We start from the raw sequence: 22,038 nt of genomic DNA, 5'->3' as shown, positions 1-22,038 counted from the left end.
ATGTTGAGCTATTTTAAACATCAAGAAATCGAGCCGAAATGGCAAAAGCGTTGGGAAGAGAAAGACGCATTCAAAACGACAGAAGACCCGGAGAAGGATTGTTTCTACGTCCTTGATATGTTCCCGTACCCATCAGGTGCAGGCCTTCACGTCGGTCACCCGGAAGGATATACGGCGACGGACATCATCGCCCGTATGAAACGGATGCAAGGATATAACGTGCTTCACCCAATCGGTTGGGATGCGTTCGGTCTTCCTGCCGAGCAGTACGCACTTGATACGGGAAATGACCCGCGCGAATTCACAGCACGTAACATCGAGACGTTCCGCCGTCAGTTGAAGGAACTTGGTTTCTCGTATGACTGGGCTCGTGAAATCAGCACGACAGACCCGAAATATTATAAATGGACACAATGGATCTTCACGCAACTCTTCGAGCGTGGACTCGCTTACGTCGATGAAGTTGCCGTCAACTGGTGCCCGGCACTCGGTACGGTTCTTGCGAACGAAGAAGTCATCGACGGCTTGTCAGAGCGTGGGAACCACCCGGTATACCGTGTGCCGATGAAACAGTGGGTGCTCCGCATCACAGAATACGCAGAGCGTTTGCTTGAAGACTTGGAAGGTCTTGACTGGCCGGAGAGCGTCAAAGAGATGCAACGAAACTGGATTGGTAAATCGGTCGGTGCCGAGGTCGATTTCAAAGTCGACGGTCACGATAAGATCGTCACGGTCTTTACGACACGTCCGGATACGCTTCACGGAGCGACATATGTGACACTTGCACCGGAGCATCCGTTCACAAAAGTGATCACAACACCTGAGCAATCGACAGCGGTCGAAGCCTACATCGAGGAAGTGTCGAAGAAGACGGACCTTGAGCGTACGGACCTCGCGAAAGAGAAGACGGGTGTCTTCACAGGCGCTTATGCGATCAACCCGGTAAACGGCGAGAAGCTTCCGATTTGGACAGCAGACTATGTCCTCTCGACATACGGTACAGGCGCGGTCATGGCTGTTCCTGGACACGATGAGCGCGATTACGAGTTCGCGAAGACGTTCGATCTTCCGATTCGTGAAGTCGTCAAAGGTGGAAACGTGGAAGAAGCGGCTTACATCGAAGACGGGGAACACGTCAACTCAGGTAGCTTGAACGGACTCAATAAGGCAGATGCGATCAAGACGATCATTGAAGAGCTTGAAGCTGCTGGCACAGGTCGTGCGAAGACGACATACCGTCTTCGTGACTGGTTGTTCAGTCGTCAACGTTACTGGGGAGAGCCGATTCCGGTCGTCCATATGGAAGACGGAACGATGAAGACAGTACCGGTCGAAGAGCTTCCGCTCGAACTTCCGATCATCGATGAAATCAAACCATCTGGTACGGGTGAGTCGCCGCTCGCGAACGCAGAAGAATGGTTGACGTACACAGATCCTGTCACAGGGGAAAAGGGTCGTCGCGAAACGAACACGATGCCACAATGGGCAGGTAGCTGCTGGTACTACATCCGTTACATCGATCCAGATAACGAAGAAATGATTGCGGACCCTGAGAAACTTAAGCGTTGGCTTCCAGTCGACTTGTATATCGGTGGTACAGAACATGCCGTTCTTCACTTGCTCTATGCACGTTTCTGGCATAAAGTCCTCTTCGATATCGGCGTTGTCCCAACGAACGAGCCGTTCCAAAAGCTCTACAACCAAGGGATGATCCTCGGCGAGAACAATGAGAAGATGTCGAAATCTCGTGGAAACGTCGTCAACCCAGATGATATCGTGAAGTCGCACGGGGCAGATACACTTCGCCTCTACGAAATGTTCATGGGACCGCTTGATGCTGCAATCGCGTGGTCAACAAACGGACTTGACGGGGCTCGTCGTTTCCTCGACCGCGTATGGCGCTTGTTCGACCAAACGAACTTTGCGGACGTGGCGCCGACTGCTGACTTTGAACGCACGTATCATCAGACGGTGAAAAAGGTCACAGAAGACTATGAAGCACTTCGCTTCAACACGGCGATTTCGCAATTGATGGTCTTCGTCAATGAAGCGAACAAACAAGAGACGTTGCCAACATCGCAAATGGTCGACTTCATCAAGATGCTCTCACCAGTCGCTCCACACTTGTCTGAAGAGTTGTGGGAGAAGATGGGTATGACAGAAGAGTTGACGTATGCCGCTTGGCCAACTTACGATGAGTCAAAACTTGTGAGTGACACGATTGAAGTCGTCATCCAGGTGAACGGGAAACTCCGTGCGAAAATGCACGTTTCGCGTGACGCATCAAAAGAAGCACTTGAAGCGGAAGCACTCGGCAACGAGCGCGTACAAGAGTTCACAGAAGGCAAGACGGTTCGTAAAGTCATTGTCGTTCCTGGAAAACTCGTCAATATTGTAGTTGGATAATCGAAAGAATGTGTGACATTGTCGCACATTCTTTTCTTTTTGGTGAGGTCATTTTCTTTTACGGTCGGTTTTGATACACTAAAGGGCGATACTGAAGTAGAAGGGGACGACATGTCCATGAAACGATCATATGTGCTATACACGACACTTTGTGCAGTCGTGGTCGGTGTGATTCTTTGCTATGTCTTCGTCTTTTCCGACGAAGAGATTCAGCGACAAGTCGCCTCGACATTTGAAAAAATCGACATTCAAACGAGTCATCAAACGGCATCCCTCCCACCCGTGGAGGCAGCGCAAGATGACGAAGATATTGATACGACTGATGCGCTCGAACAGATTAACCAAATTGATGAAGTGTACTACAGCGACACAATCGGAGCCTATCTCGTGTTGACCGAGCAAGCTGAATTTTTCGAAGTGAGTGGGAACGGGACGCGCGTCAACTCGGTGCTCCAACTCGAGAATACGGGACAAGCACGACTCGATGATTTTATCGGCTTACGAATGGTCGAAGAAGACTTGGTGTATGCGGTGACAGTGAGCGGGACGCTCATCACCATCGAGCGGGAAGAAGGACGATGGGTCGAACGACCGCGTAAACAAATCAAAGGTCTCGTGTCGGAAGACCGAATCTTTGGCCTCGGATATGACCGTGAATCGAATCGTCTCTTCATGATGAACCGATTGGCAGACACACCGGACCTTGAGCTCCTCTATATCGAGGAGCGCGAAATCGAGCCGGAAAAGCCTGCAGATAACGAGACAGAAGAAGCAACTGAACCGGAAGAAAATGTGGAAGGTACGGAAGAAGCAACAGAAGAAACAACGACAGAAAATGTATCGACGAGTGATGATACCTCTAGTGAAACAGCCGTTTCGGAAAAAGAGACACCTGAGAATGAGCAGGATGTGCCAGAAGAGGAAGTCGAAGAAAAAGAGCCTGAAACCGAGTGGGTGCTTGATTCACGTCAAGCGTTGTCTGCTGACGGGATGAGCGCCTCGATCCAACAAAAATTTGAACGGTTCGAGGGTGTCGGTCTTGTCGAGCGACAGGGACGCATCTATGTACTCGACTCAGAAGAACTCGTCCTTTATACGGTCAACCCGGAAGAAGGTACGATTAACGGTCAAATGGTGACGCCGCGTGTGTATGACTCGACCGGCATGTTTTTACAAGACAATGAAATCTTTGCAATCGTCCACCCGGAAGTATTCGATTTGGATGCGTTCGTTTCTGTGGACTGACAATGGGGGAAAGACAGATGAGTAAACGTTACTTTTTTGAAGAAGTGAAACAGTTTCATGAAACATTTGGACATCCGGGAGCGGCAACGCCGCAACCGTTAACGCTTGATCGTGCGACGAAGCGGTCGGTTTGGACGGCGGAAGAAGCGGTCGTCGAATTTTTACATCAATCGTCTCAATCAGAAGACGAGTTTTTACAGGCGATCGAGCAATTCCAACAGGGATTCCAGAAAGCCGTTCAAAAATCGTTACAAGACGCACCACCTACAAATGAAGTAGAGCGACTCGTCGGACAAGGGGATGCGTTGACAGATGCTTTATACTTCGTGATGGGCAGTTTCGTCGAACTTGGACTCGATCCGGTCCCATTGTTTGAAATCGTTCAACGCGCCAACATGGCGAAACTCGGACCAGACGGGAAGCCAATCTTACGCGAGTCGGACAATAAAGTCATGAAGCCTGAGGGTTGGATGCCACCCGAACCGGAGCTCGAAAAAGAAGTGCGTCGTCAAATTGCAGGGAAATAAAATGAAGCATGGTCGCCGTTGCGACCATGCTTTTTAACGTTCTGTGGCCAGTTCGGCTGCGTGTGAACCGGCGCAATGTCCTGTTGTGAAGGCGGCCGTGATGTTGTAGCCACCCGTATATCCATGGATGTCGAGCACTTCACCTGCGAAGAAGAGACCGGGTGCTTTCTTTGACATCATTGTCTGTGGCGCAACTTCTTTCACGGAAACGCCGCCTCCCGTGACGAACGCCTTGTCAAAGTCGAGTGTCCCGACGGCGTGCATCTCGAACATTTTCAAACGGCTTGCGAAATCGATGACGGATTGTCTTTTCAATTGACTCGCGTCTTCCTCGCCAAATGCGAGTTCTTCGAGCAACAAGTCAAGAAGTCGCTCTGGGATATAGCCTTTCCATACGTTTTTGACGGCACGCTTCGGTTGGCTCTGAACTTGGTTCCACAGTTCCTGAACGAGCGCATCTCGTGCCGTGTCCGGGAAGAAGTCGAGTGATAGGAGGACGACTTGTTCTTTGCTGCGCTTCCGCTCTTTGATCGTGTACTGGCTGCAACGGAGTGCGATCGGACCCGAGATCCCGAAATGGGTAAAGATCATGTCCCCTTGGTGCGTCTTGATTGCCTTCCCTTTTTTACCGTGTACCGTCAATGCGACATCACGTAACGATAGTCCTTGAAGTTGTTTCGTTCCGATGAATCCATCATTCAACTTGATCGGTACCTCTGTTGGGAATAGTTCCGTGATCGTGTGTCCCGCTTTTTGTGCCCATGGATAGCCGTCACCTGTCGAACCGGTATGAGGAACAGATTGTCCACCGACCGCGACGACACAAGCTTTGGCTTCAATCATTTCACCGTCCATCAACTCGACCGCGTGAAACTCGTTTTCTTCATTAAAATGTAGCGTTTTGACTTCTGCCTTTTTTCGAATCTCGACACCGAGGTCTTCGATTGCACGAAGCAACGTGTTGACCACGTCCTGTGCCTTATCCGTCACTGGGAACATGCGCCCGTTGTCCTCTTCTTTTAGCGGGATGCCAAATCCCGTAAAGAGGTCGATGATGGATTGGTTATCGAACTGGGCGAGGGCGCTATATAAAAAGCGACCGTTCCCGGGGATGAACTGAATCAATTCATCGATTGGTTTTCGGTTCGTGACGTTACAACGTCCACCACCTGAAATCGCTAATTTCCGACCGAGTTTGGATCCTTTATCGATCAACAAGGTCGATGCGCCACTCTTCGCAGCTGCATACGTTGCCATAAGTCCGCTTGGACCTCCGCCGATGACGATGACATCTTTCATGTAAAATCTCCTCATTTCTTCATCTATATGATTAGTAAAATTATCGTAACTTTATTATCCGTAACAGTAAGAGTATAATGAGAAGCGGTTGTTTTGTAAAACCGAATTCATTTGAATAGTTGATTTATAGATGGAGGTGCCTCATGTCATCAAGCGCCAAACAAGATTCTGGAAGAGCCTCCTTCGTCAAAGGAACGCTTCTTTTATCGGCGGGAAACTTGATTTCTCGAATGTTAGGGCTATTGTACACATTCCCGTTCCAAGCGATGGTCGGGATTGCCGGAGTGACGTTGTATCAAGCCGCATATACGTATTACGCAATCATGATCTCCATATCGACGGCAGGGATTCCTGTTGCCGTCTCGAAATTTATCGCCAAATACAATGCGCTAGGGGAGTACGGAACGAGTCAACGATTGTTCCGACAAGGAATGAAGCTGATGCTTGCGACCGGTGTCGTCGCTTTTTTATTACTCTTTTTTGCGGCACCATGGTTATCCGAGCTGATGGTGCGAAACTCGGAGAACAATCAGCAATACATTGACTCGCTCACACTCGTGACGAGAAGTGTCAGTTTTGCGTTACTGCTCATCCCTGCGATGAGTATGGTTCGTGGTTATTTCCAAGGACATCAAGACATGGCTCCGACGGCAATCTCACAAGTCGTCGAACAAATCGTACGTATTCTATTCCTCCTCAGCGGGACGATGCTCGTCTTGTTCGTCTTTGCGGACTCTGACTTCATTCGACCAATCGCAAACGCTCTCGGAGGGACACAATCTGTCGAGACGACTGAATTGAATGGATTGAAAGTCATCGCCGTCACGATTGCGACGTTCAGTGCATTCGTCGGGGCAATCGGTAGTTTCGTGGTTCTTATGATGTACTGGAAACGTCGAAAAGACATTCATCGTCAGACCGATAATCCGGCGGGCACACCTGTCCGTTCGATGAAATCGCTGTTACTTGAGTTGCTCAGTTACTCGATCCCAATCGTGATGGTCGGGGTATCGACCCCTCTCTATCAGTTGATTGATCAGTTGACGATGGTCAACACGTTACTCAGCTCTGGTGCGACCGTGTCCGAAGCGACTTCAGCTTATGGATTCTTGACCGGAAACGCCCATAAAATTGTATTGATCCCGGTTTCGATTGCAGCGAGTGTCTCGATGGCGACCATCCCACTCGTGACCCGTTCATTTACGACGGGAGACATGCAGAAGGTACGGAATCAAGTCAATCATATTTTCCAAGTCTCGTTCTTCGTGACGATTCCTGCCGTCATTGGACTCGTCGCTCTCGCAGAACCGCTATTTGGGACGTTGTTCCCGGGAGACCGTGAAGGATGGGTGTATTTACTACACTATGCACCGAGTGCTTTCTTCTTGGCGTATTACTCGGTCGCAGCTGCCATTCTTCAAGGGATTAACCGTCAGTACTTCACGATCTTTGCCACATCGATGGGGCTCTTGGCGAAACTTGCCTTGAACGTACCGTTCGTGTATTGGCTCGGTGGTATCGGTGCAGGTTATGCGACGATTGCCGGGTATATCGTGGCCATTGTTCTCATGGTATGGATGATTCAGCGGTCTCTTCATTTCCCATACAAGCAATTGCTTCGTCGGACCATCTTGATGTTCTTGATGGGAGCGGCGATGTTTGCGGCTGTTTATCTTTCTCTTCTCGTCACGTTACAAGAAGAATCGAGTTGGGGGAATGACATCTTCGCGACGATCGTCGGTGTCATGGTCGGGATGATCGTGTATGGATATCTCGGCTGGCGGAGTCATCTCGCAGGGAAATTATTAGGGAAACGCTTTGAATATCGGAGGAACGTGTAATGCGAATTGATAAATTGTTATCGAACATGGGATATGGTTCACGAAAAGATGTGAAAATCCTATTAAAACAAGGTGCAGTCCGAGTCGACGATGCACCTGTAAAAGATGCGAAACGTCACGTCGACCCAGAATCCGAGCGGGTGACCGTGTTCGGGGAAGTCGTTGAATATCGTCCATACATCTATTTCATGATGAACAAGCCGGAAGGGGTCGTCAGTGCGACGGAAGACCAAGTCGAGACGACAGTCATCGAATTGATTGATCCGGAGTACGCCCATTATGACCTCTTTCCGGTCGGACGTCTCGACAAAGATACGACGGGACTTCTCCTCATCACGAACGACGGCGCGTTCAATCATGCGCTCATGTCACCTCGTAAACATGTCGACAAGGTATATATCGCCGAAGTCGATGGAGAGATGACGGCTGAGGACATCAAAACGTTCGCGAACGGAGTCGAATTAGAGGATGGATATACGACGAAGCCGGCCCGACTCGAGATTTTGAGCCGGAGCGGGCGTCGGTCTGTCATCCGGCTGACGTTGTCTGAAGGAAAATATCACCAAGTGAAGCGAATGGTCGCGGCGGTAGGCAAACACGTCGAGCGATTAGAGCGTGTGCAAATCGGGGAACTTGAACTCGATGAGACGCTTGAACTCGGTGCATATCGTGAATTGACCGAGGAAGAAGTTCAACTGTTTGTTCAATCATGAGTAAGATGAGAGAATCTGTCCGATAGGGCGGATTCTTTTTTGTTAAGTAAGAAAAAAGAGACCTGAACGCCAGGTCTCTTGGATATACATATACGTTTCAATTTGCCGTCTTGAGTGAACGTTTTGATGAAGTCCACGTGCCACGGCTAGGGCTCTCCACAAGATTATTGTACTCAAGTACGTTCAAATCACGTTGCACGGTACGCGACGTGATGCCGAACTCTTCTACTAGTTCTGAAGTGGTAACTGTCTCCCTTTCATTGATGAACAAATAAATGGACTTGATGCGCGTTAACATCCGATCTGTTGAGCCTTTCATTGGATAACCTCCCAATGCGTAGAATAATGACAAACCATACCTACAGACGACAAAATGAAATATAAAATTGTTATTTTCTAAAATTACACCTTTAGTATACCGCTCCTGTACAAAAATGCAAGTAGAAAGCACGAACAATCTGTTTGTAAAGATTTGATTATGAACGTAAATATCGAATGAGGAATGTTTTTTTTGATTTAAATCAGGCTCAAACACGAACGAAAAAAACTTTTCTAAATGAATGTTCGTCTTTCATTCATTTGGATATACTAGTAAGGGAGAGAACATTCGCAAAAGGGGAGATGAACATGAATTGGAGACAAGAAGTCGACAATCGTAAAGATGCATTTTTAGAGGATTTAAAAGGATTATTACAAATCCCTAGCGTGCTCGATGAATCAAATGCCGCACCGAACATGCCGTTCGGGCCAGAGGTCCGAAAAGCGCTCGACTACATGTTTGAACTTGGTGAGCGAGATGGCTTTAAAACGAAAGACGTCGGTGGATATGCCGGACACTTGGAATATGGGGATGGTGAGGAAATCGTCGGGATCTTATGTCACCTGGACGTCGTTCCTGCAGGCGAAGGGTGGACGTATGGTGCGTTCAATCCGACGATTACGACAGACGGAAAAATCGTCGCTCGCGGAAGCAATGATGATAAAGGACCATCGATGGCTGCTTACTATGGTTTACGCATCGTCAAAGAACTCGGGTTACCGCTCTCGAAACGTGTCCGCCTGATCGCGGGTTGCGACGAGGAGAGCGAATGGCGCTGTGTCCGCGAATACTTTAAACAAGAACAGATGCCGACATATGGCTTCGCACCTGACGCTGACTTCCCAATCATTAACGCGGAGAAAGGGCTATATGACGGCGTGTTGACGCAACTACCGATTCAACGCGCACCAGAGTCTGCATACCATCTCCTTTCGTTCACGAGTGGGGAGCGTCCGAATATGGTGCCGGACTTCGCGAAAGCTGAACTGAAGACAGACGAAGTGCTTGAAGAGAAGTTTGAGGCATATCTAGCAAAGTATGAAGCGGACGGGACGTGTGTGTATGACCGCGGAACGTATACGTTTACCATGAAAGGGAAAGCGGCGCACGCGATGGAACCGGACAATGGGATCAATGCGGCCTATGTCCTCGCTGGATTCTTGTTGCACCTTCCTCTTGATATTCAAGGGGAGCGCTATATTGAATTCGTTCGTCACGTATTTGCCGATTCTCGTGGAATTTCGCTCGGGATTGAGGCGAGTGACGAGACAGGTGATTTGACGATCAATGGTGGTGTGTTCCGTTACAATGACGACGAGCGTACGGCTACGGTTAACATTCGCTATCCATATACGGCGAAATTCGAAGAACGGTTGCAAAACTTACGTGAAATCGCATTGTCGTTCGGATTTGAATTGAAGACGCGTCAACATATGCCACCACATCACGTGGCTGAAGATCATCCACTCGTGAAGACGCTTGCTAGTGTGTACGAACGTCAAACGGGAGAACATGCGAACTTGATGGCGATTGGCGGGGGGACATATGCCCGTTCGCTCGAAGCCGGTGTCGCATTTGGTGCATTGTTCCCAGGAGCTAAAGATGTGGCGCATCAGGTCGATGAATATATGGAGATAGAAGATTTATTACGCGCAGCAGCCATTTATGCTGAAGCGATTTACGAGCTCGCTAAATAAGAAATGAGGAGAGCTGACTGATGTAGTCGGCTCTCTGTCCTTTAGGAAGGAAGTTATCATTGGATTCGCAAAAAAGATTGTTTCAATCTGTGTACGTCGCTATTTTCTTCGCACAAGGGGCATTGATCCCTTATATGACTTTATATTTTTCGCAAGATCAATTTGGACTCACTCCGAGTCAGGTGGGGATTATTGTAGCCATCCTTCCGATTCTATCGATTGGGGTGCAACCACTTTGGGGAATGTTGACTGATCGGACCGGGCGGGTTCGGGCATGGCTCATTTTAGCGATGTTAAGCGCCGCTCTCATTTCGTTCACCTTTTTAGTGGCAACCTCATATATTTGGATTGTGGTACTCATGGTGATTTGGTCTGTGTTCCAATGCGCGCACATTCCTCTCGTCGATATGATGACACTTGACTTTACGGCACGTTCGAAAGTTGATTACGGTGCGATTCGTCTATACGGATCGGCAGGTTTCGCCATTGCGGTATTCGCGATGGGACGGATTTCCGACACAACGTGGGGATTAGCCAGTACGTTCGTGTTGAGTGCGGTTATTCTGATCATCGGAAGTGTGTTCGTTCGAATGATTCCGGAAAAGAGCTCGATTCGTGACGTCACGTTAGCCCCACTCTCATGGACGGCTGTATGGAATAGGTCGTTCTTATTCTTCCTGCTCGGGGGCATGCTCGTCTTCGGACCAATTTATGCGAACAATTATTATTTTGGGCTGTACGTGACAAATAGTGGGGGCTCGACGACATTGGTCGGAACATTATTTCTTGTCGCGGTATTGTTTGAAATCCCATTTATGAAAGTGGCGTCACAACTTGTAGAGCGCTTCGGTAGTGTTCCTGTACTCGTCGGGGCGGCAGTCATCTCAGCCGTGCGAAATGGAATCTTAGCTTTAGAACCACCGATTTGGGTCGTTTGGCTTCTCGCCATCGCACAAGGACTTGTCGTCGGACTCTTAATCCCGGTCGCGCTTCAATTCGTCCGGACACTCGTCGATCGCCAAGTTTCTTCAACGGCAATCGGCGTCTATATGGCATTGACTTCAGGACTTGCGACAGCAGGATTCAACATGTTGAGTGGTAAAATCATCGAGCTTGATGACATCTTAGGTGTATTTTGGATGTATACTGTCGTCACCGCAATCGGGGCGTTTATTTGGGGTAGTATGTCACGTCGCGCTATGAAAGGATGAATGAGATGAGCACGCATTATTTTATTGCGATTCCGATCGAGGCGACCGAACTCGTCGCTGTGCAACAAGCCATCTTACCGTATTACTCGTATCGGCGGATTTATCGACCCGACGAGTTCCATTTAACGATTCAATTTTTAGGAGATATCGATGGAGAAGAACTCGATGAAGTGAAAGAAATCACACGAAGAATCTGTCAGGACATCTCGCCGTTCACCTTGACCTTTCGCACAATCGATCATTTCGGAAGAGCGGACCGTCCACGTGTCTTGACGATTGTACCTGATGCGTCAGATTCTCTTCAACGATTGGCGGTGGCGCTCCGTCAAGAGCTCGTCGAATTGATTCCAAGGCTGGACCGAAAAGCGTTTGTCCCTCATGTGACACTCGCTAAAAAGTGGGACACAGGGGAACCAATCGATTACGTTCCACCTGAGTTCAACATAACCGAATCGGTAGAAGAGGTCGTTCTGTATGAAGTGCAGCCGAATCATACACCGTCCTATCGGGCGGTTGAAGTATTTCCGTTAAGACGGCCAGAGGAGGACATATGGCAATCCCGGTTAAAATTTTTGACGTAATTTCAAAATATGAACGAGATGTATTAGACCAATATAATCGTTATTTAGAATATGTAGAATCCGATACGGCTCGTCTGCAGCGTCTTCATGAAAACAATCGACTGAGCCCGGTCGAAGTGCTTGAGATCGACCGCCCGTGGTGGAAATTTTGGGCGAAGTCGGAACGGATTGAACTAGAACCGAAACCGCTCGCCGAATCACAATATCAAAAGCTACTTCGAGAGCGCCGACACATTCAAAAGCTTCAGTTTGCTTGCGAAGGGGTGCTTGAGGCAGATTTACCGCATTTGGCGTTCACTCGCGATTTTGCATATCGCGTGATGCGTTCCGAATGGAATGAACGACACTTCTTCTTTTATCGTCCTGTCATCGAGTGGAACGGTGCGACCGTTGAATTAAGTCATGTCCTCGTCGGTCCGACGCATCTCTATATCGTGGAGTGGCTTGAGGGGGATCGAAGCATCTATCACATATCGAAAGAGAAGACGTGGGTTCATCAACCGCTGAAAGGGGAAAATACTCGTGTAGTGAACCCGCTCATCGCGTTGACACGAACCGAAGAACTCGTTCGTCAAATTGTACCGAACTATGCGGGTGTACTCCAAAAGGTCGTCATTGCAGCAGATGGTTACTTTGATAACGTCCCGAGCGTTCGAACGACGCATTATGTGGGACGAAATGAGTATAAAGAATGGATGAAACAAGTGAATGGACGTGCGCCGATTGTTAAAGCGCAGCAAATCCGCGATGTCGCTACATTATTAGAAGTGACTGCCAAGATGCCGTTTCGTCAATTTATGGACCAATGATTGAGAGGAAGGGACGCATATGCATCACACACCAGATCAAAAGACCGCCTCGCATATAACCATTGAAAGCGCGTCTTTCGTATCATTTGAGACTATACAACTTGAGATTGTGCGCGAATATGAATCCGTTCCAGTACAAATCGAACAGAATGGACGCCCGATCGACTACATGGTCGAACAACAACATGTGACTGAATCAGGGATGATCGAACAAATTCTACGATTATATGAACCAATATCTCTAGAGACGATGTATACGGTGTTCCACCCAGGACAAAAGACGACGGTGATCGTTCCACGAGAGATTGTGCGCTCCGAAGAGTTCGAGCGTCGGTTCTCCTATGACGGACCACTCGGTGTATCTTTTACGCCACACGGGATGGAAGTGACGGTCTGGTCACCAGTCGCACTCTCGATGTGGATTACCGTACATGACGACACGAACCATCGTGAACTTGAACGATTCCATATGCATCGAGGTTCTCGCGGGGAGTGGAATGGGGAGGTACCAAAAGCGTTCGAAGGAATGCTTTATCGTTTGGAAGTCAAGACGCCCGTCGATACGAGACAAGTCGTTGATCCTTATGCAAGAGCGGTTAGCTTGAACGGAGAGTACGGGGTGTTGATGGACGTAGAAAGATTTGTGAATGAACAAGTCGAACAGGCTCCGCGTCCCGCTCTCTGGAAAGCGACCGATGCCGTCATCTATGAACTGCACATTCGGGACTTTACGAGCCATCCTTCGTCGAAGAGTAGACTGAAAGGTCTGTACGGAGGGGTGACGGAAAAAGGCGTTCAGACGAAGGAAGGTCATAGTGCCGGACTTGATTATTTGAAAGAACTCGGTGTGACGCATGTCCAGTTATTGCCGGTCCATGATTTTGGAAGTGTCGATGAAGCGACACGAATGCCATATAACTGGGGGTACGATCCCATTCATTGGTTCAGTCTTGAAGGCAGTTACGCCTCGAGTCCAGATGTGCCGATGAGTCGGGTGTTCGAATACGCGTCACTTGTTGCGGACCTTCATCAGGCAGGTCTTCGCGTCGTAACAGACGTCGTGATGAATCACATCTATATCCGCGAACATTCACCGCTCGAGGCGCTCGTCCCTTATTATTATTTTCGTTATGAGCATGACGGGACGGTCGCGAACGGGACAGGTGTCGGGAACGATACCGCTTCGGAACGTTATATGATGCGACGGATGATTGTTGACTTCGTTTCGTATTTTGCGACGACTTACCGAGTGGACGGGTTCCGTTTCGACTTGATGGGCATCCATGACGTCGAGACGATGAATCAAGTACGAGCCGCTCTCGATAAAGTTGACCCTTCTATCCTTGTTTATGGAGAAGGGTGGGACTTGGCGACACCGCTCGGTCAGTCGTTAAAGGCGACTTCACAAAATGCTGCCCGAATGCCTCGAATCGGGCACTTTAACGATATGATTCGAGATGCCCTGAAAGGCTCGACCTTTAATGACCGGGAACGCGGATTCATATCAGGAAATGAGTGGCGAGAATGGGAACTACGTGAGTGCCTCACCGGAGCCGTCCATATCCCGAACGTGACGGTCGGACGGTTCCCGAGCCCGACCTATTCCATCAACTATGCCGAAGCCCACGACAATTACACGATTTATGATAAATTACAGTTGTCTTGCGAAGGAATCGATGAAGAAACGCGCCTCGCGATGCAGCGACTAGCCAATGCGGTCGTCATCACGTCCCAAGGAATCCCGTTTATCCATGCGGGTCAAGAGTTCGGTCGAACAAAGCATGGTGTTGAGAATAGCTATAACTCACCAGACCATATCAATCACTTTGATTGGGATTTACGCGATGCGCGAATGAATGAGATCGAGTATGTGAAGACGCTTTTGAAACTGCGACGACTGCATACATGTTTCCGCTACGATTCTCGTCAAGAGGTCATCGACCATTTCACATTCCTACCGTCGCCGCCTGGCGTCATTATTTACGAACTGACGGCAAGTCACTCGTATGATGCATGGCAGCGAGTACGTGTATATGTGAATGGAACGTTTGAAAATCTATCCTTTGAGAGCGATGCGAAATGGAACGTCTACGTGCAAGGCAAAACGGCCAGCCTCGTTCCGCTCGAAAGAAACCCGTCACACATTCAAGTCGAGTCGTTGTCAATGACGATTCTCGCGTGTTAAGATGTTGATTGTATCTCTTTAATTTCAAGTAAGATTTGAGCGTGATGAATATGTATTCAGATATAGTCGGTGCGCTCGGTAAAGAGTGGACAGTCGCTTCTGCCGGAGGTATTACGGGCGAAGCGTATGTAGCGACGACGCGCCAACAGAAGATTTTTGTGAAACGGAACTCTTCTCCATTCTTGGCGATTCTTTCAGCAGAAGGGATTGTTCCGAAACTTCTTTGGACAAAGCGGATGTTTAACGGGGACGTATTAAGTGCCCAACAATTCATTGAGAGCCGCGAACTTTCACCAGAAGATATGAAGCGACCAGATGTCGCGGCACAACTCGGAAAGATTCATGATTCGAAAGAGCTATTATTCATGTTACAACAATTAAATCACACACCGATGACACCGCATCTATTGCTCCGTCAGTGTGAGGCATATGAACAAGATGAGACGGACCCGACGATTGGTGAAGCGATTCAATGGTTAAAACACCATTTACCGAAAGTCGACGAGCAGGAATTTGTCGTATGTCACTCTGATTTAAATCATAACAATTGGATTGAAGATGAAAACGGTCTTCTCTATTTGACGGATTGGGATGATGCCATCATCGCGGACCGTGCGTTTGATTTGGCGATGGTAGTCTATAGCTATGTCGAAGAAGCGGAATGGGAGCGTTGGTTCACGCATTATGGAGTTGAGGTTTCGAGTGAGCTTCATAATCGAATGCATTGGTATGCGATTGCCCAGACGATTTTAACAATCTATGGGGAGCAGAACGCTGCAGCGCGAACAGAAGGTTTTCATGTATTACGCGAATTGATCGACGAGGCGTATGAACGAATCAATTAAAAGGGATGGCTGTGCGCCACCCCTTTTTGAATGTGTTTAAATGTCGTCTGGATTCATGAAGTAAGCCCAAACGAACGTTGCGATGACGCCTGCGAAAAACGTAAGTGGAGCCGCATAAAAAATAAGGAATTGATCTAATGTACTCATCGTATATAACCTCCTTGTGAAGGATGATTCACGTTCATTAAACTATGATTTCGTGTATAATCGCAAGAGGACTGCTCGTACGTAACGTGCATATTCCCATTAAACTTGAACATTTGATGAACGAAAGGTAGGATTTTCATGCGTTTACGACATAAGCCTTGGGCAAAAGGATATATGGAAGCCCAAGAACACGTATTTATTCAACATCCTGAACAACTGAAAGGGAAGTGGGGCGAAGAGTTTGGCAATGATCACCCACTCTTTATCGAAGTCGGTTCAGGGAAAGGCCAATTCATTTTAGGAATGGCGAAACAACATCCGGACGTGAACTTTATCGCAATCGAACTATTTGAAAGCGTAGCCGTCTCAATCGTTCAAAAGCTCGTCGAAACACCGATGCCGAACGTGAGAGTGTTGACGGTTGATGCGAAACGACTTGTCGATTATTTCGAAGCAGGAGAAGTCGACCGCGTATACTTAAACTTCTCAGACCCATGGCCGAAGACACGCCATGCGAAACGTCGCTTGACGTATAAGACATTTTTAGCGACATATGAAGCGATTCTTCCGAAAGCAGGGGAGATTCATTTCAAGACGGACAACCGCGGACTCTTTGAATATTCTCTTCAAAGCATGAGCCAATACGGGATGTTCTTCACAGAAATTTCACTTGATTTGCATGTAAATGAACCGGAAGATAATATTCGAACAGAGTATGAAGAGCGCTTTAGCGCACTCGGTCAGCCAATCTATCGAATGGAAGCTGTATTCCGTCCGAAAAATTGACACGCTTTTTTCTTATTTTAATAGTATTTTCTTCACACTTTTTTCTTTCTTCTTGGTACAATAGGAATGACGCTAAACTGGAATAAGAGAAGGGGGAACATGGGGATGTTGAAAAAAGCATGGGCAAGCCTGCTTGCAGTAATCTTCATTCTAACAATCGCACCAATGAATACCTCAGCGAACGAAGCGTTCTTAGACGCACTCGAAGAGGATTTGAAAGCGACGCATTACGATTATAAAGAAGGAACAGCTGAAATCATCAAAGAAGAGACGCTTCGCCATTCAAATGGCAACGAAGTGATCGCGGCTGTCGTAGAACTCGATACGATTCGTGATGGGATCTTCATCACACGTAAAACCGAGTACCATTACTTTGATGCGACAGACAACAAGATCCTCTCATCAGCAGACCTCGTAGAAGTTGAAGGAGCAGCCGAATTCGCAGATGCGAACATCGATATGCTCGGTCATGAAATTGTCTACTGGTTGCCGGTATTGGTATTGCTTCTATTGATTGCGATTCCAGCACTCATTTTGTTCTTGGTCGTACCACGTTTCTATTCAACAAGCTCATATATGAACGCTGTATATGAAAAGAATGACAACCCACGTTAAGACATAAAAGCACCCCGTTCTCCTGAACGGGGTGCTTTTTCACTGTTGCTTCAACTGTTCGACGATGTCTGTGAGAGACATGTCATTTCCTGAGGAGACCGAAGCGATGAAGGCACTTTCGACAATCGGACCGTCGAAAAATGCGACCTCTTTACTTCCTTCGTACATATCGATGGCGAGTTCGGCATTCATCGTCGCCGAACCGATATCGCTGAGAAGAAGCGCTTCCCCTTCAACTTGGTCGAGTGCCGCTAAGATGCGGGTGACGTCTGTTCCAATCGAACCGTCTTCAAGACCGCCAGCTAAATGAATGGGGACGGATGGCGCCATCTCCTTCATGAGGTCTTGGATACCTTCCGCAATTTTTGCACTATGCGAGACGATAATCAATTCAACGATGTCAATCGACCTCCTTCATAATCGCGGCTAACAGAATCGAACTGGAGAGTGCGCCCGGGTCGACCGTTCCACGCGAATTCTCACCGAAATAAGAAGCCCGACCTTTCGTCGCCACCATATCTTCCGTTTTTTGCACGAGTTCGTCTAACTGTTGTTTGTAGTCGTCCCCTTTTTTTACATGTTCAAGGAACGGGTCCCAGACATCGACCATCGTTTTTTGACCGACTTCTGACTTTCCTCGCGCTTTAATCGAATTGGAACCTTCTTGGAGTGCTTCTTTGAGAAGGTCAAAGTCAGCTTCGGTCGCATCCCCGAACTTGGTCGCCATCTTGACGAAAGCAGAACCATATAATGGACCAGCCGCTCCGCCGACTTTTGACATAAGTGTCATACCAACTTTTTTACTGAGGGCGCCAAGGGAGTCATACTCCTCATCTAAAATGGAAGAGACCGCGTCGAAACCACGCGACATGTTGATTCCGTGATCTCCATCCCCGATGGCCCGGTCTAAATCTGTCAGCGTGTCTTTTTGGTCTTCAATCCCAACTTGTGTGTCACGTAATGCTTGCTTCATCCGATCAATCGTCAACATAAACCAAACACCTCATTCATCAAAGTTTAAATCCAAGTGCTTCCGATGGCGCATCTAGGTAACTGGTCATCTCATCATCAAGCGGTAATAGGGTAATCGAGAATCCGTGCATCTCGAGTGATGTCATATAGTTACCGACATATTTCCGTTTCAGCGTATATCCTGCAGCTTCGAGTTTTTGAGCGACGAAATGGTATGTCACGTATAGTTCGGATAGTGGGGTTCCCCCCATTCCGTTTACCATGACGGCGACTTCACCAGGCTCAACTTCTTTTTTCAAATGGCTGAGAAGATCATCGACGATTTGGTCGACATCGCTCGTCGGTTTACGTTCGACACCGCGCTCCCCATGAATCCCGATCCCGATTTCCATCTCTTCCTCATTCAAGTCGAAACCAGGCTTTCCACTCACTGGCATGTAGCAAGGCTCTACCGCCATCCCCATCGAGCGGACATGTGAAGCGACTTTTTCAGCAATCGATTTAACTTCCTCGAGTGATTTACCGCTAGCGGCGGCGGCACCTGCGATTTTATGAACAAAGACGGTACCGGCAACACCACGACGGTCTTCCTTATTTGAAATCGCGACATCATCAGCGACGACGACATGGTCGACTTTGATTCCATCTCCTTCAGCAAGCTCAGCGGCGAGTTCGAAGTTCATAACATCCCCCGAGTAATTTTTCACGATCAACAAGACCCCGTTGCCACCGTCAGCTGCTTTGATTCCTTCAAGCACCATATCTGGAGTAGGGGATGTAAAGACTTCTCCGCAAACTGCCGCATCGAGCATGCCGTCTCCGACATAGCCAGCGTGTGCGGGTTCGTGTCCGCTACCGCCACCTGAGACGAGGCCGACCTTACCAGATTTCGCTCCGTTTGCCCGACAGATGACATTGACACCTTCAACACGACCATACAGTTCAGGATGGGCATGGACCATTCCTTCAACCATTTGCGATACGAGTTCACTTGCCTCACCGATTAGCTTTTTCACGCGAGATCACTCCTTTTTTAAATTGAAAACTACCAATTTCAATTTTCCACTCTTTCGCGGTAACTAAACAAAAAAACCGACGAATCATTCGTCGGTTTCGTGTCATGCATATTCGAGTAAAGCGCCAGTCTCAGAGTCGACTGTGAACTCATACGTTTTCTCTTCATCGTTCTCAAGCACTGAGATTCCACCTTTGTAGACATCGTATTCACGACCATCGTACGTGTAAATCTCAGGTGATGCCGAAATCCATGCCCCTTGGACATGACCTTTCGCTGAGAAAGCACGTTTTGTATATTCCAACGCGTTTTCTGCAGATAAGCTACGTTCATCTAAAGCCTTTTTCGTCATAAGTGCGGCAATGACGGCAACCCCGATTCCAATAAACCAATACCTTTTTTTCATATGACTACCTCCCCTTGAACTATGGCTATCATGTACATCGTACCAAAACCTGTACCCGAATGGAATGAAAAGCATTCGCATCCTGTCAAAACTTTTGTATATAATGAGACAAGAACGGTTAAGAAGGGATGATAAAAGATGGATCAAAAGACGAGAGATTTATTCAAGACGTTAACAGAACTACCAGGAGCTCCTGGGTTCGAGTCAGAAGTTCGTCAGTTCGTTCGTGGACGAATCGAACCACACTCAGATGAAATCGTCACGGATGGCATCGGATCAATTTTTGGGAAGCGTGTCGGGGACGAAGCGGGACCTAAAGTAATGGTAGCCGGTCACATGGATGAAGTTGCCTTCATGGTGACGCGTATCACGGAAAACGGAATGCTATACATACAACCGCTCGGCGGCTGGTGGAGCCAAGTGCTCATGGCACAACGCTTTGACATCATCACATCGAACGGGAAAATTCCAGGCGTCGTCGCTTCGACACCGCCTCACTTACTCGGACCAGATGCGATGAGTAAACCGATGGACATCAAACAAATGTTCATCGATATCGGAGCCGATTCAAAAGAAGAGGCGGAATCATGGGGAGTGCGTCCAGGAGTTCCTGCGGTACCATCGAGCGCATTCACACCACTTCACCACCCGAAAAAGATTATGGCGAAAGCATGGGACAACCGTTACGGGGTCGGTCTTGCTGTCGAATTGTTAGAAGAGACGACTAAAGCGGACCATCCGAACATTTTATTCTCGGGCGCCACAGTACAAGAAGAAGTCGGATTGCGTGGAGCGCAGACGGCATCTGAATTGATTCAACCAGATGTTGCACTCGTTCTCGATGCTTCACCAGCGAACGACGCTTCAGGAAGCAAGACGGAATTTGGACAGCTCGGTGAGGGTGCCTTGATTCGAATTTTAGATCGGGTCATGGTCATGTCGCCTGAGATGCGTGATTTCTTGCTTGACACGGCTTCTGACGAAAACATTAAAACTCAATACTTCGTCTCGCCAGGTGGTACGGATGCAGGACGTGTGCATATGAGCGGTGAAGGTGTTCCGACTGCCGTCATCGGTGTCGCATCACGTTACATTCATACACATGCTTCCATTCTTCATACAGACGATTACGATGCGGCGAAAGCGTTACTCAAAGCGTTGGTCAAACGACTTGACCGTTCGACGCTCGAAACGCTTCGTCCTTCCCGATAATTTGAACGTGCCGTTCACTCATGGTCATGAGTGGACGGTTTTTTGTCTAGTTGTTCTTGCTATTTCAAAAAAACGCCTTATACTGATAGAGGTGTTTATACACGTTATTTACTTATGACAAGACACCTGTATAAGTGTAGGGAGGATATGACATGTTCAAGAAAAAAGGAATCTCACTTAGCCCGTCTATTTATTTCGTGACGGCTCTTAGTTATATGGCGCTCGGATTGTTCAGCACGTTGATTATTGGTCTGATTATGAAAACGATTGGTGGACAACTTGACGGGACGGCGCTCGCAGGAGTAAGCGGCACGCTCATTCAAATTGGAGAAGTCGCGATGAGCCTGACGGGTCCTGCCATCGGGATTGCGATTGCGTACGCTCTCGAGGCGCCGCCTCTTATTTTGTTTTCTGCACTCGTTGTCGGCACGTTTGGATATGAGTTTGGACCTGCTGGAAGTTACGTTGCCACACTTTTAGCAGTGGAGGTATCAAAACTTGTATCGAAATCGACGAAGCTTGATATCTTGGTGACGCCATTTACGACAATCGCAGTCGGTTTCTTTAGCGCCACATATATCGGAAAATATGTCGGGTTGTTCATGACGCAGCTCGGCAGTTGGATTGAATGGGGGACTGAGCAACAACCGTTGTTCATGGGAGTCGTCGTGGCGACACTCATGGGGTTGGCATTGACCGCACCGATTTCAAGTGCTGCCATCGCTTTAATGCTTGGATTGAACGGTATTGCGGCTGGTGCCGCGACGGTCGGATGTGCGGCTCAGATGATTGGATTTGCAATTACGAGTTATCGTGATAACGGAGTCGGTGGGGCGATTGCCCAAGGTATTGGCACATCGATGCTTCAAGTCGGGAATATCGTGAAAAATCCGTGGATTCTTTTACCGCCAACGCTGGCAGGAGCGGTTTTAGCACCTATTTCCATCTTATTGTTTAACCTAGAAAGTGTGGCAGCTGGTGCAGGGATGGGAACGAGCGGTCTTGTCGGTCCGATTGTGATGCTTGAAACGATGGGCTTTAGTTGGTATACACTCATGGTTGTCCTCGGGTTCTTGATCATCGGACCTGCTTTGTTAAGTTATGCGGTCTATGCTGTATTGACAAGGACTGGACGAATTCAGCCGAATGACATGAAAATTGACTATTAAAAAGAGCGCCGTTTGGAGAAAACGGCGCTTTTTCATCG

At 48.2% G+C, this 22,038-nt stretch carries 22 protein-coding genes; 15 read left to right on the top strand and 7 right to left on the bottom strand.

Annotated features, from left to right (window positions below):
- From leuS to KNO91_RS06775, 3 genes are all read left to right on the top strand, one after another.
- Entirely contained in the window at nt 1-2,406 is a 2,406-nt protein-coding gene (gene leuS, locus KNO91_RS06785) for a leucine--tRNA ligase (RefSeq protein ID WP_214817129.1), read from the top strand.
- A 117-nt stretch (nt 2,407-2,523) separates the two neighbouring features.
- The gene (locus KNO91_RS06780; protein WP_251126567.1) at nt 2,524-3,651 is read left to right on the top strand and encodes a hypothetical protein; all 1,128 of its coding nucleotides are present in this window, start codon (nt 2,524-2,526) and stop codon (nt 3,649-3,651) included.
- 17 nt (nt 3,652-3,668) lie between these two features.
- The gene (locus tag KNO91_RS06775; protein WP_214787218.1) at nt 3,669-4,178 is read left to right on the top strand and encodes a pyrophosphohydrolase domain-containing protein; all 510 of its coding nucleotides are present in this window, start codon (nt 3,669-3,671) and stop codon (nt 4,176-4,178) included.
- A 33-nt stretch (nt 4,179-4,211) separates the two neighbouring features.
- Here KNO91_RS06775 and KNO91_RS06770 read toward each other — a convergent pair whose 3' ends face one another.
- The gene (locus KNO91_RS06770; RefSeq protein WP_214817123.1) at nt 4,212-5,477 is read right to left on the bottom strand and encodes a BaiN/RdsA family NAD(P)/FAD-dependent oxidoreductase; all 1,266 of its coding nucleotides are present in this window, start codon (nt 5,475-5,477) and stop codon (nt 4,212-4,214) included.
- Nucleotides 5,478-5,620: 143 nt separating this feature from the next.
- Between KNO91_RS06770 and KNO91_RS06765 the strand changes: the two genes are divergently transcribed.
- Nucleotides 5,621-7,318 (top strand): putative polysaccharide biosynthesis protein, encoded by a 1,698-nt coding sequence (locus KNO91_RS06765; protein ID WP_214817120.1) that lies wholly within the window; start codon nt 5,621-5,623, stop codon nt 7,316-7,318.
- Entirely contained in the window at nt 7,318-8,031 is a 714-nt protein-coding gene (locus KNO91_RS06760; protein WP_214817117.1) for a pseudouridine synthase, read from the top strand. The genes KNO91_RS06765 and KNO91_RS06760 overlap by 1 nt, the downstream gene beginning before the upstream one ends.
- 97 nt (nt 8,032-8,128) lie before the next feature.
- Here the strand turns inward: KNO91_RS06760 and KNO91_RS06755 are convergent, their stop codons facing one another.
- On the bottom strand, nt 8,129-8,350 hold the full coding sequence (locus KNO91_RS06755) for a DeoR family transcriptional regulator (RefSeq protein ID WP_074033475.1): 222 nt from the start codon (nt 8,348-8,350) through the stop codon (nt 8,129-8,131).
- A gap of 308 nt (nt 8,351-8,658) precedes the next feature.
- Between KNO91_RS06755 and pepV the strand changes: the two genes are divergently transcribed.
- From pepV to KNO91_RS06725, 6 genes are read left to right on the top strand one after another with little or no spacing between them, the layout of a single operon-like run.
- The gene (gene pepV / locus KNO91_RS06750; protein ID WP_371816646.1) at nt 8,659-10,047 is read left to right on the top strand and encodes a dipeptidase PepV; all 1,389 of its coding nucleotides are present in this window, start codon (nt 8,659-8,661) and stop codon (nt 10,045-10,047) included.
- 59 nt (nt 10,048-10,106) lie between these two features.
- A complete protein-coding gene (locus tag KNO91_RS06745; RefSeq protein ID WP_214817114.1) occupies nt 10,107-11,258 on the top strand; it encodes an MFS transporter in 1,152 nt (383 codons plus the stop codon).
- 5 nt (nt 11,259-11,263) lie between these two features.
- Complete coding sequence (gene thpR / locus KNO91_RS06740; protein ID WP_214817111.1) at nt 11,264-11,839, top strand: RNA 2',3'-cyclic phosphodiesterase; 576 nt, start codon at nt 11,264-11,266, stop codon at nt 11,837-11,839.
- Nucleotides 11,809-12,648: an NERD domain-containing protein gene (locus KNO91_RS06735; RefSeq protein ID WP_214795602.1), complete on the top strand. Its 840-nt coding sequence runs from the start codon at nt 11,809-11,811 to the stop codon at nt 12,646-12,648. Before thpR ends, KNO91_RS06735 begins: the two co-directional genes overlap by 31 nt.
- Nucleotides 12,649-12,667: 19 nt before the next feature.
- Nucleotides 12,668-14,833 carry a type I pullulanase gene (gene pulA / locus KNO91_RS06730; protein WP_214817108.1) on the top strand — a complete coding sequence of 722 codons (2,166 nt, stop codon included), beginning with the start codon at nt 12,668-12,670 and terminating at the stop codon, nt 14,831-14,833.
- A gap of 50 nt (nt 14,834-14,883) precedes the next feature.
- Nucleotides 14,884-15,678 (top strand): phosphotransferase family protein, encoded by a 795-nt coding sequence (locus KNO91_RS06725; protein WP_214817105.1) that lies wholly within the window; start codon nt 14,884-14,886, stop codon nt 15,676-15,678.
- A 36-nt stretch (nt 15,679-15,714) separates the two neighbouring features.
- On the opposite strand, the gene KNO91_RS15505 is transcribed toward KNO91_RS06725, so the two are convergent.
- Nucleotides 15,715-15,825, bottom strand: a complete 111-nt coding sequence (locus KNO91_RS15505; protein WP_012726769.1) for a hypothetical protein — start codon at nt 15,823-15,825, stop codon at nt 15,715-15,717.
- A 138-nt stretch (nt 15,826-15,963) separates the two neighbouring features.
- Here KNO91_RS15505 and trmB point away from each other — a divergent pair, with 138 nt between their 5' ends.
- Complete coding sequence (trmB, locus tag KNO91_RS06720; RefSeq protein ID WP_214817103.1) at nt 15,964-16,611, top strand: tRNA (guanosine(46)-N7)-methyltransferase TrmB; 648 nt, start codon at nt 15,964-15,966, stop codon at nt 16,609-16,611.
- Nucleotides 16,612-16,716: 105 nt separating this feature from the next.
- Entirely contained in the window at nt 16,717-17,226 is a 510-nt protein-coding gene (locus KNO91_RS06715; RefSeq protein ID WP_251126055.1) for a hypothetical protein, read from the top strand.
- Nucleotides 17,227-17,265: 39 nt separating this feature from the next.
- Here KNO91_RS06715 and dhaM read toward each other — a convergent pair whose 3' ends face one another.
- From dhaM to KNO91_RS06695, 4 genes are all read right to left on the bottom strand, one after another.
- Nucleotides 17,266-17,616: a dihydroxyacetone kinase phosphoryl donor subunit DhaM gene (gene dhaM / locus KNO91_RS06710; RefSeq protein ID WP_256441814.1), complete on the bottom strand. Its 351-nt coding sequence runs from the start codon at nt 17,614-17,616 to the stop codon at nt 17,266-17,268.
- A gap of 10 nt (nt 17,617-17,626) precedes the next feature.
- On the bottom strand, nt 17,627-18,214 hold the full coding sequence (gene dhaL / locus KNO91_RS06705) for a dihydroxyacetone kinase subunit DhaL (RefSeq protein ID WP_371816655.1): 588 nt from the start codon (nt 18,212-18,214) through the stop codon (nt 17,627-17,629).
- 22 nt (nt 18,215-18,236) lie between these two features.
- The gene (dhaK, locus tag KNO91_RS06700; RefSeq protein ID WP_214787238.1) at nt 18,237-19,214 is read right to left on the bottom strand and encodes a dihydroxyacetone kinase subunit DhaK; all 978 of its coding nucleotides are present in this window, start codon (nt 19,212-19,214) and stop codon (nt 18,237-18,239) included.
- Nucleotides 19,215-19,316: 102 nt separating this feature from the next.
- The gene (locus KNO91_RS06695; RefSeq protein ID WP_012726763.1) at nt 19,317-19,619 is read right to left on the bottom strand and encodes a PepSY domain-containing protein; all 303 of its coding nucleotides are present in this window, start codon (nt 19,617-19,619) and stop codon (nt 19,317-19,319) included.
- A 138-nt stretch (nt 19,620-19,757) separates the two neighbouring features.
- Here KNO91_RS06695 and KNO91_RS06690 point away from each other — a divergent pair, with 138 nt between their 5' ends.
- Both KNO91_RS06690 and KNO91_RS06685 read left to right on the top strand, forming a co-directional pair.
- Entirely contained in the window at nt 19,758-20,831 is a 1,074-nt protein-coding gene (locus KNO91_RS06690; protein WP_214817099.1) for a M42 family metallopeptidase, read from the top strand.
- A gap of 152 nt (nt 20,832-20,983) precedes the next feature.
- Nucleotides 20,984-22,000, top strand: coding sequence for a PTS sugar transporter subunit IIC (locus KNO91_RS06685; RefSeq protein ID WP_214817097.1), 1,017 nt, complete (start codon nt 20,984-20,986; stop codon nt 21,998-22,000).
- The last annotated feature ends 38 nt before the right edge of the window (nt 22,001-22,038 follow it).

This window comes from Exiguobacterium sp. s59, assembly GCF_018617475.1.
Lineage (GTDB): Bacteria > Bacillota > Bacilli > Exiguobacteriales > Exiguobacteriaceae > Exiguobacterium > Exiguobacterium aestuarii.
Note: the sequence above shows the minus strand (reverse complement) of the source record. Positions and strands in the feature narration are given on the sequence as shown.